Source organism: Vibrio phycocola (genome assembly GCF_054404255.1).
The window spans coordinates 52,382-67,487 of the sequence record NZ_JBTAMQ010000016.1 but is presented as its reverse complement, the minus strand read 5'-3'; the positions used below and the strand labels follow the sequence as shown (position 1 = coordinate 67,487).

12 protein-coding genes are annotated in these 15,106 nt (G+C 41.7%); 6 read left to right on the top strand and 6 right to left on the bottom strand.

Translation table 11 applies throughout. From position 1 onward, the window contains the following. Positions 1-55: 55 nt before the first annotated feature. Entirely contained in the window at positions 56-418 is a 363-nt protein-coding gene (locus ACXJY6_RS17660; RefSeq protein WP_456052431.1) for a PilZ domain-containing protein, read from the bottom strand. Positions 419-610: 192 nt separating this feature from the next. On the opposite strand from ACXJY6_RS17660, the gene ACXJY6_RS17655 reads away from it, so the two are divergent. Then, positions 611-970 (top strand): rhodanese-like domain-containing protein, encoded by a 360-nt coding sequence (locus tag ACXJY6_RS17655; RefSeq protein WP_456052432.1) that lies wholly within the window; start codon positions 611-613, stop codon positions 968-970. A 97-nt stretch (positions 971-1,067) separates the two neighbouring features. Here ACXJY6_RS17655 and ACXJY6_RS17650 read toward each other — a convergent pair whose 3' ends face one another. After that, positions 1,068-1,841 carry a class II glutamine amidotransferase gene (locus tag ACXJY6_RS17650; protein ID WP_456052433.1) on the bottom strand — a complete coding sequence of 258 codons (774 nt, stop codon included), beginning with the start codon at positions 1,839-1,841 and terminating at the stop codon, positions 1,068-1,070. A 587-nt stretch (positions 1,842-2,428) separates the two neighbouring features. Here ACXJY6_RS17650 and ACXJY6_RS17645 point away from each other — a divergent pair. Continuing rightward, positions 2,429-3,949, top strand: coding sequence for an alanine/glycine:cation symporter family protein (locus ACXJY6_RS17645; RefSeq protein WP_456052434.1), 1,521 nt, complete (start codon positions 2,429-2,431; stop codon positions 3,947-3,949). Positions 3,950-4,057: 108 nt separating this feature from the next. On the opposite strand, the gene ACXJY6_RS17640 is transcribed toward ACXJY6_RS17645, so the two are convergent. Both ACXJY6_RS17640 and ACXJY6_RS17635 read right to left on the bottom strand, forming a co-directional pair. Next, complete coding sequence (locus ACXJY6_RS17640) at positions 4,058-4,654, bottom strand: acetate uptake transporter (protein WP_458769132.1); 597 nt, start codon at positions 4,652-4,654, stop codon at positions 4,058-4,060. Positions 4,655-5,217: 563 nt separating this feature from the next. Further along, positions 5,218-6,678: a DUF3360 family protein gene (locus ACXJY6_RS17635; protein ID WP_458769131.1), complete on the bottom strand. Its 1,461-nt coding sequence runs from the start codon at positions 6,676-6,678 to the stop codon at positions 5,218-5,220. 366 nt (positions 6,679-7,044) lie between these two features. On the opposite strand from ACXJY6_RS17635, the gene ACXJY6_RS17630 reads away from it, so the two are divergent. From ACXJY6_RS17630 to ACXJY6_RS17620, 3 genes are all read left to right on the top strand, one after another. Continuing rightward, the gene (locus ACXJY6_RS17630; RefSeq protein WP_458769130.1) at positions 7,045-9,603 is read left to right on the top strand and encodes a DUF294 nucleotidyltransferase-like domain-containing protein; all 2,559 of its coding nucleotides are present in this window, start codon (positions 7,045-7,047) and stop codon (positions 9,601-9,603) included. Between the two features lie 102 nt (positions 9,604-9,705). Continuing rightward, positions 9,706-9,990, top strand: coding sequence for a BrnT family toxin (locus tag ACXJY6_RS17625; RefSeq protein ID WP_458769129.1), 285 nt, complete (start codon positions 9,706-9,708; stop codon positions 9,988-9,990). 2 nt (positions 9,991-9,992) lie between these two features. Further along, complete coding sequence (locus tag ACXJY6_RS17620) at positions 9,993-10,211, top strand: BrnA antitoxin family protein (RefSeq protein ID WP_458769128.1); 219 nt, start codon at positions 9,993-9,995, stop codon at positions 10,209-10,211. Positions 10,212-10,413: 202 nt separating this feature from the next. Here ACXJY6_RS17620 and guaA read toward each other — a convergent pair whose 3' ends face one another. Next, positions 10,414-11,991, bottom strand: a complete 1,578-nt coding sequence (gene guaA / locus ACXJY6_RS17615; RefSeq protein WP_458769127.1) for a glutamine-hydrolyzing GMP synthase — start codon at positions 11,989-11,991, stop codon at positions 10,414-10,416. A 107-nt stretch (positions 11,992-12,098) separates the two neighbouring features. Further along, positions 12,099-13,562, bottom strand: a complete 1,464-nt coding sequence (guaB, locus tag ACXJY6_RS17610; RefSeq protein ID WP_456052440.1) for an IMP dehydrogenase — start codon at positions 13,560-13,562, stop codon at positions 12,099-12,101. A 212-nt stretch (positions 13,563-13,774) separates the two neighbouring features. Between guaB and xseA the strand changes: the two genes are divergently transcribed. Next, positions 13,775-15,106, top strand: a complete 1,332-nt coding sequence (xseA, locus tag ACXJY6_RS17605; protein WP_458769155.1) for an exodeoxyribonuclease VII large subunit — start codon at positions 13,775-13,777, stop codon at positions 15,104-15,106.

Here is a 15,106-nt window from a genome sequence, read left to right as displayed (position 1 = left end):
CCATCGTTATTCTCATATCCAGTATTTCGCTGAGTATGGGAGCCGATCGAGGAAGTTATGCCGCCGAACTTCCTTGATCAGAGAAAAACAGTGGGTACTTTTGTCGAATATGACGCTGCTCCGCAACCATATCTCGGAAACTCAGCCCTTTATCGAGTTTAACCACCACTTCTCCATTATCAAAGCGAACAATCGAACCTTCAATGCTGACTTCTTGATTGCTATGTAAACGAACCGTACCCGACAAACGCAATCCTCGATATAAGTTAGTAATATTATTCATTACCACTCGAATTCCACGCTCCGAACTTTCACAAACATGAAAGAATTGATCTTCAATTCTCATCACAGGGCGTGCTCTTTTAGGGTATTTTAGTCGGTAATACTGACGTCGCTGAACTCCATCAAAGCTGGTCATTCAATATTCTCCTTTCTTCAACAACGATTGAGTTATTGGGTAATTACATATCTGAATACCTGTTATATCGACATTAGCTGAAAAAACTAAAGTAAATATTTCATAACCTTATCAAATAATTCAACATCACCACTGGAGGCTTGTGCCACTATTCAAATAAACCTAGACTGTAACCCTGATTAGGAGACACAAATGAAATCTTTAGCGAACAAAATACTATCGGGTCTGACTCTTTTTCTAGCGGTCTTTTCGGCTAATGCAGCCAGTGAACGTGGGCAAACAGCGTGGGAGTGGATTGAGCAGGGAGCAACAATTTTAGATGTAAGAACGCCGAGTGAATTTGCGTCTGGTCATATAGAGAATTCACATAATTTACCACTTCAGGAAATCCCTTCTCATCTAACCAAGCTCGACAAATCACTCGCCTATGTCGTTTATTGCCGTTCGGGGAACCGTTCTGGCCAAGCCTATAAATTACTGAAGCAAGCTGGATTTGAAAAAGTACACAATGGTGGTGGTATTAACGAAATGCGTCAGTCAAAACCTCAATAACCTCTGCTTGTATATATGTGTATATAAAGATTAGCGCGCATAGATTGGAAAAAACCGTAAAGTCACCCTTCTCTTTTACGGTTTTTTGTTTGGCAAGTTACAATTTAACTGCCTCAATCGATTCTACATCACAATGACAACCATCGATTCGAGTAATTGTTTGAGGTTCAACGATTTTCCAGCACTGATTTTTATCGAGAGGTTCGGAAGCCAGTGTCATATTCCCATCATCACAACGAATAAACACCGTAGGGGGAATTTCATCACTTGAATAACGAACAACCCAAAATACTTGTCCATTGGAAATGCATATTGACGCTTTAAATGGGTCCACAATTCCCTTGTCGTGACAGGCTTGTTCAATTTCTTTGATTGTCTGTTTAATCGCTTTAACTGGGGCTTGATACAGGCCATTTTTAATCATCAATAAGAAAATCAATTCGCTATCCGTCGACCCTTTCTTTTGAATATAAAGCTCTTCCGGCAGCAAACGCTCCAGCACAAACTTCACTTTTTCAAACTCACCTATCTGTCCATTATGAAGGAACATCCATTGACCAATAATAAATGGGTGGCAATTAGCTCGAGAGACTTGGCTTCCCGTTGATGAGCGAATATGAGCCATAAAGCGATGAGAACGTATATGGTGAGCCAGTGAGCGCAGGTTTTCATCGCCCCATGCAGGCAGAACTTCGTGAAATTGCCCCGGCGTATTTCTTTCGGTATACCAACCTAGACCAAACCCATCAGCATTAACTCGGGTTATCGCTTTTCTTGATTCGAGACATTGATGAATAAGCGAGTGCTCCGGCTTATAAATCACCTCGTCCATATAAATAGATTGCCCTTGATAGGCTAACCAACGACACATACTTTATAGAGCTCCTGCAATGGAAGACATATAACTCGTCAAAATAAACGTAATACTATCATTAAAGAATGCAAATAGTGCGCCGCAGATCTAGCGAATCACTTTTCACGGCTCTTTTATACGATAAACACGCATTCCATTATCATTCGCCCCCCTAATTTAATAATTGAGTCATAGTTGCACTAGTACTTGATCTTGAAGTTGCACCAACCCTACCCAGCTATTGCTTGAATTGAAGGCAATTCACATACATTTCAGCTTCAACTTATCTATTCATTCACTTTATTCATTACGAAAATTATCAATTTGTGAGTTAGGTGTTGCTCTATTGTTACTCCCTACAAAATCAAAACAAACATAAAAACCAAACAATAAGGACTAACAAGATAAATGAGACATAAAAACAACACAAAAGCAGTATATAAAGCTTAAAAGTAAATTAAATACAAACAAAAACACCAAAAACACACCGATTAGCCCTTAGCATTTTAATATATTACCATTCAACCCTCATAAAGATGAATATATCGATAAAAAACAACATAACAAAAATTTAACACTTATTTTATTGTTACAGGGAAAATTAAATGCAATCACTAATCGATTTCCTTAATGGAATAATATGGAGCCCAGCGTTGATTTACCTCTGCTTGGGTGCAGGACTGTTTTACTCAATCGCAACCCGGTTTGTGCAAATCCGCCATTTTTCAGAGATGATTCGCCTACTCTTCGTTGGTAAGAAGTCGGACAAAGGTATCTCTTCTTTTCAAGCACTCGCCGTTTCTCTCTCTGGTAGAGTTGGTACTGGTAATATCGCTGGGGTTGCAGCAGCAATCGGTTTCGGTGGTCCAGGCGCTGTTTTTTGGATGTGGGTGGTAGCCTTTTTAGGAGCCGCAACCGCGTATGCAGAATCAACGCTGGCTCAAATCTACAAGGAAGAAGATGATGGCCAATATCGTGGTGGCCCAGCTTACTACATAGAAAAAGCCATGGGACAAAAATGGTACGCTTGGATTTTTGCCATTGCTACGATCATCGCATGTGGAATCATGCTTCCTGGAGTTCAATCAAATAGTATAGGTAATGCAGTCGAACAAGCGTTTGGTGGCGGCGAACTCGTTGAAACCGCGATTGGAACCTTCAGTTTCGCGAAGGTATTAACCGGTACAATTATCTCGATCGTGTTGGCATTTATTATCTTTGGTGGTGTAAAACGAATTGCGAGTGTCACGCAAATCATCGTTCCCTTTATGGCTCTTGCGTATATTGTGACGGCATTTGTCATTATTTTGCTGCACATTGGTCAAGTTCCAGACGTGTTTGCGATGATAATTGGAGACGCATTTACCCCAATGGCAGGCTTTGGTGCAGCCATTGGTTGGGGTGTAAAACGAGGAGTCTATTCAAATGAAGCAGGTCAAGGTACAGGGCCACATGCCGCCGCAGCAGCTCAAGTCGATCACCCAGCTCAGCAAGGGCTAGTCCAAGCATTTTCAATCTATATTGATACTTTGCTGGTCTGTTCTGCAACCGCATTTATGATCATCATTACCGGTTCATATAACGTACATGGTCCTGAAGGCAGCTTCTTAATTCAGCACTTGCCAGCAGATATTGCAGCAAATAGCCCTATCTTTACCCAATATGCTATCGAAAGTGCATTACCGGGTGTGGGGAAAACATTTGTTGCTGTCGCACTGTTTTTCTTTTCATTTACCACGATACTGGCCTATTACTACATTGCCGAAACCAATATCGCCTATATTCGTCGTACATTTAAAATTGATGGATTAACCTTTATCCTTAAAGTCATTATGTTAATCGCTGTATTTTACGGTGCAATTAAAACGGCTAACCTTGCATGGGCAATGGGTGACGTTGGTGTTGGTTTAATGGCATGGCTTAATATTATTGGCATTCTGATTATCTTCTTCCTAAATAAACCAGCAATGTCTGCATTGAAGGATTATGAAGATCAGAAAAACCGAGGGGTTGAAGAGTACACCTTTGATCCTCAAAAATTAGGTATTAAAGGTGCAACTTACTGGGAAGAGCGACTTAAAAAATCCAAAGCGAGTAAGAAAAATAAAAAACATCTTTACTATTAACTAAGGTCACACGATCAAAAAAGGTTAGCGAATTCGCTAACCTTTTTAGTTTTTACCCGCCCTAGCCTTTCTATTCAGAATTAACGCAAGGTCTAAGAATTAGGGGGATTACGCAATAACAGCTTCTACTTCTTCAGCTAATTTTTTCTTTTCGCCAATCGGAAGAATAGTACGACCGTACTCAGCGTTAAGTACTTGAGCCAAACCAAAATACATTGCGCTCAAACCACAGAAAATACCTTCAAAACCAGCAATAACACCAATCTCTTCGTTACCGGTGAAATCGCGAATAGCAAGTAAAGCAAAAAGAACAGTTAGCGAACCAAATACAACTTGTTTTGCAAATGCGTAACGAAGTGAACCAATAAATAGGAAACCTGTAAAAATGCCCCATAGTGCTAAGTAGCATCCCATAAAGCTAGCAGAACTTGGCGCTGCTAAACCCATTTTAGGCATTACGATTAAACCAACAAGCGTTAACCAAAATAGGCCGTAAGATGTAAACGCCGTGGTACCAAATGTATCACCACGTTTGAAACACATCATGCCAACTAAAATTTGTCCTAAGCCACCATAGAAAATACCCATAGCTAAGATCATAGAATCAATTGGAAAAAAGCCTGCATTGTGGATGTTAAGCAGAACGGTGGTCATACCGAAACCCAAAAGACCTAGTGGAGCTGGATTGGCTAGATTAGTCGACATCGTAAATTACCTATAAAAGTTAAAGAGCCTAAGTGAATGCTCTCATCATCAGAAAGCAAAAAATTTTTAATAAACTAAAGTATATTTGAAAATCGGGCGGGATTATAAAGACAATATGTTATGTGCGCTAGCGTTATTTTTGCTCAAATTGTATTTTTTAACCATTCGGTTTCATATTATGCAATGACTCAATATAGCCGAGTGGCTTATACGTTGATATTTATTACATAGCAGAGTCCGCAGCGGAATTTACCACCTTGCATCGAAGCAAAAATAATATATTGATAGATAAAGGGTTTATAGAAACAGATTGCACATCCAGGTGAGAATAAGTGAATGGTGATCAACCGCTATGTCGATCAAAAGTACCTTTGGGCAAATGGCCAAAGTATTCGCAACAAAGCATTTGTAAGAAATCAGTTTTTGTTTATGGATTAGAAAAGAGTGGATAACTAAAGCAAGTTAAGGCTATAACATTTAAGAGATACCCGACTATTTAGCCCTTAAATTAACAAGGGCACCAATACGATCTTGGCGCCCTTTTATTTACAAATTCACCGCACTTAATTTCCTATTAGTGCTGGGATGCCAGGTAACTGTCCAACAATGGCAAGTGAACCAACACAAATCACAAAAGCTAAGCCAGGGATTAAATACTTATCTTTCGCCGACAGCGTTTTTGCTCGCTCGTGATCACCAATCAGCCCCATATTATCAAGCAGCATAGTCGTTGCCCAACCAAACACAGGGTTCACAAAAGCACACGCAAAGATACAAATACCGGCACTTAGCGAGTCTTTGTGTTTATGAATCATCTGCATGCCTGCTTCCAATAACGGCAAGAAAACACCAACAATTAGAGCTACACGAAGAACAGGTTCCCACATTGCTAAATCCATTGGGTAACCAATCACCGAAGCAAGAATACACATAATACCCGTCAGGATTGCCCCACCTGGAATTGGACGTTTAGCAATCGCAGCTGGGATCATATAAGTCCCCCAAGATGACGCTAAGTTACCACCACCTAACAGTGTACCAACACCTTGACGAACCGATGCAACCATCATGGTATCATCTACGTCCATCAATACACCTTTGGCATCTTTCGGATAGTTCAGCTCTTGGAACACTCGGTGACCAAGATAATCTGGAGACCACATAGCAACAGCAAGTATCGCGAATGGTGTCACAGCAATGAAGTGCTCTAGATTAGGCCAGCCTAACTGCCAACCTGTATCTTCACCCCACCAATAAAATGGGCTGAAGTGTGGTAGACCAGGTTCTGTGGTAAAGGCAAACTCAGCGCCCATAACATACGCAACAATTCCGGCAATTAATGAACACAGTGGAATTGCTAACCAACGCTTATTAACCTTTGCTAGATACGCATAAATCAACACCGTAACTCCGATTACAGCGAATGAAATATAACCTTGATCACTGCTCGAAGCCCAAGCTTCTGTTTTATTAATTTGGCTAATTAACCCGACAGCGCCTAAGTAAATCAATAGGCCGCCTCTCACTCCAACACCCGTTAGTGTCATGAGCTTCGAACCACCTTTGGTCCACGCCAGAATCAAACCAAATAGACACACCATAACCCCGAGAGCCAATGGGTGCCCACCAGCAGCCGCAATCAACGGAATTAGTGGAATCATTGGCCCATGCGTTCCCGCGAGGTTAGCGTTAGGGTTTAAAATGGCAGAGAATAAAATAACAAAGAGCGCACCCGCAATGAGTAGCTCGTAACGTACGTTTTCAGCAACGAATTCCGGCGATAAACCAAATTGAGCGGCAAATACTGCGACCATTGCCGTTACCATAACCACTTTACCGATTGTTGCAGCAAGTGCTGGTACCCAGTCTTCTATTTCAATACTGTAATCGCGTGAAGGAAGGTGTACTCCCCAACGGCGAAAGTTCATAATTTTCAGGTCATGATTGAGAAACTCTTCTCGACTCTCAAACTCTTTTGCCTTACGGCGCATATCTCTATAAAAAGTCTTACTTTTTTTAGACATCTAAACATTCCTTTTGGAATTACGGAACAAACCTAACACGCTCACTCTCCACTTAAGCTTGGTATACTAACCTTCGATCAGTAAGAAGCGACATCCCAGACGCTACCAAGCATCTCTATCAAAAAATAAAGAGGGAAAAGAACGGTTGGCTTTTCACGAATATGAATAACAGGAAGAAATACCTTCCACACAAGTAATGATTTTCAAAAAATCATGGCTAGCTTATTAAATCATTCATATGACTTATTGATTTAGGATAACTAATCAAAAAACTATCGGTGTAGTGTTAACATTTTGATTTGAGTTGTTACTTAGCGCACATTTTTGAGAGTTTTATCAATAATAGATTTGAGATGAATAATCGTTATGAAAATCACTGAACATGCAGATCGTACCGAACAACTCTTTGGTATTCGCGGCGAAGACATTCACAAATGGATTGACAGTTTTTTCGATCATGAAGGAAACGATCACTCATTAAGAATGGCAGAGGATATGGATTACGACCCATACGACCACCGCCAATTTCGCCACTGTAAGGAAGCTCTGGGTGAAGCGGTTAGAGAATTTGGTGACCGTTACACAACGCAACAAATAAAGAATGTTTTCGAAACCCATATACGCGATGACTATGAAGGGTATCTACCTTCTCGAGCAGATTTCAGAAATGGCACATTCACCTCAAAATACCACGATGCAACCCATACTCAAGCTTTGAGCGAAGTGCTTGATGCTAAAGAGCTTGCTGACTATTTCAGTGGTTTACACGCATCTCAACAGGAGAACCAATCTTCATTTCGCAGCTTCAGTTTTCGGATTGTATTCCCTACCATCGCAGCGATCATCCTATTCATAACCTCAGTTATTTATATTATCGTCCCTCTCCTAGAAGAGTCGATGGTGAACCAAAAACGTCAAATGCTAGAAGAGTTAACCTCAACAGCAGTAAGCATCATTGACAGCTACGTCGCCTTAGAGCAAAGAGAATTGTTAACCTTAGAAGAAGCGCAATCTCAAGCCGCAACAGACATTAAAGCAATGCGCTATGGCCCGGAAAATAAAGACTATTTTTTTATAACAGATATGCACCCAAAAATGGTCATGCACCCCTACCGCAACGATTTAACCGGCCAGGATTTAACTCATTATCGAGATAGTGAAAATACCACTGGGTTCCCTGTATTTTTAGAAATAACAAAGTTGGTTAAAGCACAGCAACATGGATACCTTGAGTATCAATGGCAGTGGAAAGATGAACCCAACACAACAGCGCCCAAAATCACGTACGTTGAAGGCATTGAAGAATGGCAATGGATCGTTGGGACAGGCGTGTATTTTGAAGATGTGCAACAAGGGATCAAGCGCTTTGAAAACATGCTATATCGAGTATTTCTAGTGATTACACTCGGTCTAGTGGGCGTGATGGGATATGTTATCTATCAATCTAGAGTCATTGAGACTAGGAAAAAACGGGCAGAAGTCGCCTTACATGAAGCGAAAGACCGCTATAGAGCTCTCGTAGAGTCCTCAAACGAAGGGTATATTCTTGAAGCCGATGGCAAGATAGTCTTCTCTAATAGTCGCCTTCATCAACTGTTAGGCTACTCCGAAACCGAACTAAAATCTCATTCTATCTGGAAGAACCTCTTCACTGAGCATCCACAGAATACCAAAGTACTTAATCACCTCTTAGAGCTATTCAATCACGCCTGTGAGCCAGGTGAATTTGAAGCTCAACTGAAAAGCAAAGGGGGGAAACCCCTTGATATTATCTTAAGTACTTCACGAATATTTTTATCTGAAAAACTTGGTCATGTGATTTCCTTTAGGCCCATCGTGCGCAAGATTTATGGCAGTAGCTTTGGCCCGGCAAACCAAGTGACCAATTACCAAAAAATGGGAGCGAACATCGTTGAAGAGATTCAGCAAGGGAATAGCCACGGTAATGTCGTTGAATCATTAAATCAGCTACCGGATATGATTCGTGAAATGATCGAGCTTGGCACACGTCCCGATTATCTTCGTCGCCTAATCGGAAGCACCTACGACGCCGCTATCTGTCGTTTCATTGAATTGACTATCGCCGATATTGGCGAGCCACCCGTCGCCTTTTCATTTATTTCTTTTGGCAGTAACGCTCGCCACGACATGACCTTATTTTCCGACCAAGATAATGCGATTGTGTTCGATACACCCGATCAGGCGGATCTCAAATCGATCAGACGCTACTTCTTACACCTTGCTGAGAAAGTCTGCGCAATGTTAGATCAAGCCGGATACAGCTATTGCGAAGGGCTTATCATGGCTTCCAACCATCAATGGTGTCTAAGCCAAAAGGAGTGGGAGGAGAACTTTAGCCTTTGGATTGAGCAAGCTTCCCCTGATTCTATTCTAGAGCTCAATGTGTTTTTCGATATTCGCTCTACATATGGTCAAGATGCGCTCGTTGATAATCTTCAATCTCACATACAGACTTGTCTCGCAACACACCCCGAATTTCTCGCTACTTACGCGCAGAACTGCTTGTCTTATGAGATTCCATTGGACAGCGAAAATCAGATAATCACCGAGTTATATGAAGGTAGAGCGTCGTTAAACTTAAAAGACTGTTTACGACCAATGGAGATATTTTGTCGTATCTACGCACTAAAACATGATATTCGGGAAATCAACACCATGACGAGGTTAAAGCAGATGCTCGCCTTCAAGGAGATTGACCAGAAGACTTTCCGCGAAATGGCCTACATATTTGATCACGTTTGGCACCTTCGATTTATGAATCAAATCATCGAATATACCGACCTTCGACAAGTGAATGATATTTTAGCGATTGAGGATTTGACTCATTTAGAACGCGATAACCTTATAAATGTACTTAAGCGCATTTCGCAGTTTCATAAAAAAGTTGAGGATGATTTTTTGTAATCAAGGCGGTGAGAATTAAATGAATAAACTAATTATTGTTAATGGAACCATGGTCGTTAGAGCAACTTTGACATTAATCCGCCACGTACATACAATGTAAATATGATAAAATTCGAATGGAATTCAGAGAAAGCTACGTCAAATGTCAAAAAGCATGGTGTCTCTTTTGAGGAGGCTAAATCCGTATTTTTTGATGATTTCGCATTGCAGTTCTTCGATCATGAAAACTCTGATACCGAAGACCGTTTTTTGCTGCTTGGAATGAGCCATGAAACTAATCTATTGCTTATTTGCCATTGTGAGCGCGACGAGGGTAATACTATTAGATTAATTTCTGCTAGAAAAGCAACTAAAAACGAAAGCAAAAACTACCAGCGAGGGCATTAATTATGAAAGCAGAATATGATTTATCTACAATGAAGTCGCGTAAAAACCCATACGCTAGTAAATTGAAAAAACCGGTGACGATGCGTCTTGGAGAAGATGTTATCTCCTATTTTAAAAGTATGGCAGAAGAATCTGGTGTTCCTTATCAAAGTCTTATAAATCTATATTTAAGGGATTGTGTTGCAACCCAAAAAAAAATTGATATAAATTGGCATTCGTAGCGAAGTTCTGACGGTGCCTTAAAAAGGCTTCAAGTTACTTTTCAAATTTAATCTATACAGTTCACTCAATAGCTGTAACTCATTCCGCCCTAAAACTAGAAGACCCTTCCTCAAGAAAAAACATAAAAAATGCCAGTCAGATTTTAACACTGACTGGCATTCTATTTAGCTGGTAAAGCGGATTAGCTATTTATCGCTAGCCCTACTCCCACTCAATCGTTGCCGGTGGTTTGCCTGAAATATCGTAAACCACACGAGAAATACCATCGATTTCATTGATGATGCGGTTGGACACTTTACCAAGGAAATCATACGGTAGGTGCGCCCAATGAGCAGTCATAAAGTCGATGGTTTCAACAGCGCGTAGTGAGACAACCCAGTCGTATTTACGGCCATCGCCCATAACACCAACCGAACGTACTGGTAAGAATACGGTAAAGGCTTGAGAGACTTTGTTGTACAAATCAGCTGCGTGCAGCTCTTCAATAAAGATAGCATCGGCACGACGTAGTAAATCGCAGTACTCTTTCTTCACTTCACCAAGAACACGAACCCCTAGACCTGGCCCTGGGAATGGGTGGCGGTAAAGCATGTTGTATGGCAAACCAAGCTCTAAACCAATCTTACGTACTTCATCCTTAAACAATTCACGTAACGGTTCAACCAAGCCCATTTCCATATCATCTGGAAGCCCACCAACGTTATGGTGAGATTTAATTACATGCGCTTTACCGGTTTTAGATGCCGCTGACTCAATCACATCAGGGTAAATAGTCCCTTGTGCAAGCCACTTAGCATTCTCTAATTTTTTCGACTCTTCATCGAATACTTCAACAAAAACGCGACCAATGATCTTACGTTTTGCTTCAGGTTCATCTTCGCCTTTAAGCTCAGATAAGAATCGGTCTTCAGCTTCGACTTTGATAATATTCAGCCCAAACTTATCGCCGAACATATCCATCACTTGCTCACCTTCATTCAAGCGAAGCAAACCATTATCAACAAAAACACACGTCAGTTTTGGACCGATAGCTTGGTGAACCAACATCGCAACAACCGATGAATCCACACCACCAGACAAACCAAGAATGACTTCATCATCGCCCACTTGCTCTTTTATGCGAGCAACGGCATCTTCAATAATAGAACTTGGTGTCCATAAACGATCACAACCACAAATGCTAAGAACAAAGTTCTCTAATAATCCTAAACCTTGCTTAGTGTGTGTAACTTCTGGGTGAAATTGAACGCCATAGTATTTCTTCTCTTCATTCGCGATAATCGCAAATGGACAGCTGTCTGTCTGACCAACAACAGAAAAGTCTTCAGGAATTGCGACAACTTTATCACCATGGCTCATCCATACGTCGAGCAGTGGAGAATTCTCCTCCGTCAATGCGTCTTGAAGGCCCTTCAACAAAGGAGATTCAGTAACCACTTCAACTTGAGCATAGCCAAATTCACGCTCATCAGAACCAGAAACTTTGCCACCTAACTGCTCAGCCATGGTTTGCATGCCGTAACAGACACCTAGTAGTGGTACACCTGAATCGAATACATATTGTGGTGCACGTGGTGAGTTCTGCTCAGTAACACTTTCTGGGCCACCTGAAAGAATGATCCCGTCTGGGTTAAATTCGCGGATATCCGCTTCTTCAACATCCCAGCTCCAAAGTTCACAGTAAACCCCGATCTCACGTACACGGCGAGCAACGAGTTGAGTATATTGAGAACCGAAATCTAGGATAAGAATTCGTTGGTCATGAATGTTCTTAGTCATTTGAGGCCATCTTTAAATAGTGATAGAAGGAAAGAAATAAAATCTGAGGCGAGTCTACCCGCCTCATTATTCATCATCAAGCAAAAAAGCAAACGTTTGCTACTTGCTTAGCCGCGTTGGTAGTTAGGTGCTTCTTTAGTGATTTGTACATCATGAACGTGAGATTCTTGAATACCTGCACCAGAGATTCGAACAAACTCTGCTTTGGTACGTAAATCTTCAACCGTAGCCGAGCCAGTTAAGCCCATACATGAGCGTAGCCCACCCATTTGCTGGTGAATAATCTCTTTCAAGCGGCCTTTGTATGCGATGCGACCTTCGATTCCTTCAGGAACCAATTTGTCTGCTGCATTATCAGTTTGGAAATAGCGATCTGACGATCCTTTAGACATCGCGCCTAAAGAGCCCATTCCACGATAAGATTTGTAAGAGCGGCCTTGGAACAGAATCACTTCACCCGGTGCTTCTTCAGTACCGGCGAACATTGAACCAACCATGACACACGAAGCACCTGCTGCAATCGCTTTACTGATATCACCAGAGAAACGGATACCACCATCGGCAATAACAGGAACGCCATATTCATTCGCCACTTCTGCGGCATCTGAAATCGCAGTAATTTGTGGAACACCAACACCGGTAACAATACGAGTTGTACAGATTGAGCCAGGGCCAATACCTACTTTAACAGCACTTACGCCAGCTTCGATCAGTGCACGAGCACCTTCACCTGTCGCAACGTTACCACCGATAATTTGCAAATCTGGGTAGGCTGCGCGAGTTTCACGAATTCGTTGTAAAACGCCTTCTGAATGACCGTGTGAAGAGTCGATAAGTAAAACATCAACGCCCGCTTCAGCAAGAGCAGCAACTCGCTCTTCATTTCCAGCAGCAGCGCCAACTGCAGCACCAACTCGAAGGCGACCTTGCTCATCTTTACATGCATTAGGCTTACGTTCTGCTTTATGGAAATCTTTAGCAGTAATCATACCGGCAAGTTTGAAGTCTTCATTCACAACAAGAACTTTTTCAACACGAGCGTCGTGCATTTTCTCTTGTACTTCTTCTGGAGATGCACCAACCGTTACCGTAACCAAGTCTTTTTTCGGCGTCATAACGTCGGCAACTTTTTTCTGCAGTTCGGTTACAAAGCGAATATCACGACCCGTAATAATACCAACAAGTTCTTGGCTTTGATTAACAACAGGGAAACCAGCAAAGCCATTTTTCTCAGTTAACGCGATAACGTCGGCAATAGTTGCTTCAGGGTTAACGGTAATTGGGGAGGTCACCATACCAGCTTCGAAAATCTTCACTTGGTGAACTTGATGAGCTTGCTCTTCAATCGACATATTCTTATGAATAAAGCCGATACCGCCTTCTTGAGCTAATGCGATCGCTAAACGAGCCTCTGTCACTGTATCCATCGATGCAGAAATCATTGGGATATTTAACGTTATGGTTTTTGTTAACTGTGTGCGAAGTTCCGCGGTATTAGGAAGTACCGTAGAATGAGCGGGGACGAGTAACACGTCATCAAAAGTAAGAGCTTCTTTGGCGATTCGTAACATTTGCAATATCTCACAACCAAGGGGGTTAAAAAGAACAAAAATCCAATCTATGTCGCTAAAGTAACGATACGTTTTGGATTTGATATTGCGGACGGATTATACATTTGCAATATCAGTTTTACTACACATATTTTAAATTTTTATTTGCATTACCCCCCTTGATATGTATTATATTGCCGCTACTTTCCATCCTTTCGGCCTCAATACTCGCTGTGCTTTCTTCAAGAAACGAAAATATTTTTACTGTCTCTCGCCTCAATGCAGAAGTGCGTTTGCTCCTTGAAAATGAAATGGGCATCGTCTGGTTGATAGGTGAAATTTCTAATTTTTCCGCTCCCGTTTCTGGCCATTGGTACCTCACGCTAAAAGATTCTCGTGCTCAAGTGAAATGTGCGATGTTTCGTGGGAATAACCGTTCAGTCACTATCAAACCTAAAAATGGACAACAAGTTTTAGTTAAAGCTCGGTTATCGCTATATGAACCAAGAGGTGATTACCAACTGATCATCGAAAGTATGCAACCAGAAGGCGATGGTTTATTACAACAACAATTTGATGAGTTAAAAATGAAGCTTGTAGCCGAAGGGTTGTTTGCTCAAGGTAATAAGCAGCCATTACCAAAGAACCCAAATTGTATTGGTCTCATTACGTCGAAAACCGGCGCGGCGCTCTACGATATCCTCGATGTGCTCAAACGACGCGACCCTTCTCTTCCCGTTATTATCTATCCAACAATGGTACAAGGAGAGCAAGCCGCCTTTTCGATTGCGCAAACCATAGGCAGAGCAAATGAGCGCAATGAATGTGATGTATTGATCGTTGGGCGTGGTGGCGGCTCTTTAGAGGATTTGTGGTGTTTTAACCATGAAATTGTTGCACGCACGATTGCTTCAAGCCAGATTCCTATCGTTAGTGCTGTGGGACATGAGGTCGATGTAACCATTTCTGATTTTGTTGCCGACGTTAGAGCGCCAACACCCTCTGCAGCTGCCGAACTTGTAAGCCGAGACAACAGTCACAAGTATGCGAACTTTACGCATTATCAGCAGAAATTGAATTCTGCCGTTCGCCACTACCTAAGTAATCGACTACGCCAATCTCAGCGTCTACAAGCAACACTAGATCGACAACACCCTAAATATCGTTTACAGCGTCAAGTGCAACAGCTCGACGAACTTAGCCTACGTATACGTCGCGCTATCGAGCGGATCCTTAATCGACATTCTCAAAGCTTAGATCGATTAAACTATCAGTTAAAAATTCAATCTCCGCAAAAGCGCTTGAACCAAGAAAGCCACTCACTTACTCAACGTGAACAACGCTTGATTGATTCGATGAACACTCAGCTTATCAATGCAAAACATCAACTCGCTCTTTCGGTAGAAACCTTAGATGCAGTTAGTCCACTTGCAACCTTAAAACGCGGCTATTCAATCACCCAAAATGAAAAAGGCCAACTCGTTACCCAAGCTAGCCAAGTCTCTTCTGGTGATAAACTGATTACACGATTAATTGATGGTGAAATTCATTCAACCATAGATTAA

Excerpts from the sequence above, each read along its gene's own strand:
- ACXJY6_RS17660 (WP_456052431.1), bottom strand. The coding sequence starts at position 418 with ATGACCAGCTTTGATGGAGTTCAGCGACGTCAGTATTACCGACTAAAA.
- ACXJY6_RS17655 (WP_456052432.1), top strand. The coding sequence starts at position 611 with ATGAAATCTTTAGCGAACAAAATACTATCGGGTCTGACTCTTTTTCTA.
- ACXJY6_RS17650 (WP_456052433.1), bottom strand. The coding sequence starts at position 1,841 with ATGTGTCGTTGGTTAGCCTATCAAGGGCAATCTATTTATATGGACGAG.
- ACXJY6_RS17645 (WP_456052434.1), top strand. The coding sequence starts at position 2,429 with ATGCAATCACTAATCGATTTCCTTAATGGAATAATATGGAGCCCAGCG.
- ACXJY6_RS17640 (WP_458769132.1), bottom strand. The coding sequence starts at position 4,654 with ATGTCGACTAATCTAGCCAATCCAGCTCCACTAGGTCTTTTGGGTTTC.
- ACXJY6_RS17635 (WP_458769131.1), bottom strand. The coding sequence starts at position 6,678 with ATGTCTAAAAAAAGTAAGACTTTTTATAGAGATATGCGCCGTAAGGCA.
- ACXJY6_RS17630 (WP_458769130.1), top strand. The coding sequence starts at position 7,045 with ATGAAAATCACTGAACATGCAGATCGTACCGAACAACTCTTTGGTATT.
- ACXJY6_RS17625 (WP_458769129.1), top strand. The coding sequence starts at position 9,706 with ATGATAAAATTCGAATGGAATTCAGAGAAAGCTACGTCAAATGTCAAA.
- ACXJY6_RS17620 (WP_458769128.1), top strand. The coding sequence starts at position 9,993 with ATGAAAGCAGAATATGATTTATCTACAATGAAGTCGCGTAAAAACCCA.
- guaA (WP_458769127.1), bottom strand. The coding sequence starts at position 11,991 with ATGACTAAGAACATTCATGACCAACGAATTCTTATCCTAGATTTCGGT.
- guaB (WP_456052440.1), bottom strand. The coding sequence starts at position 13,562 with ATGTTACGAATCGCCAAAGAAGCTCTTACTTTTGATGACGTGTTACTC.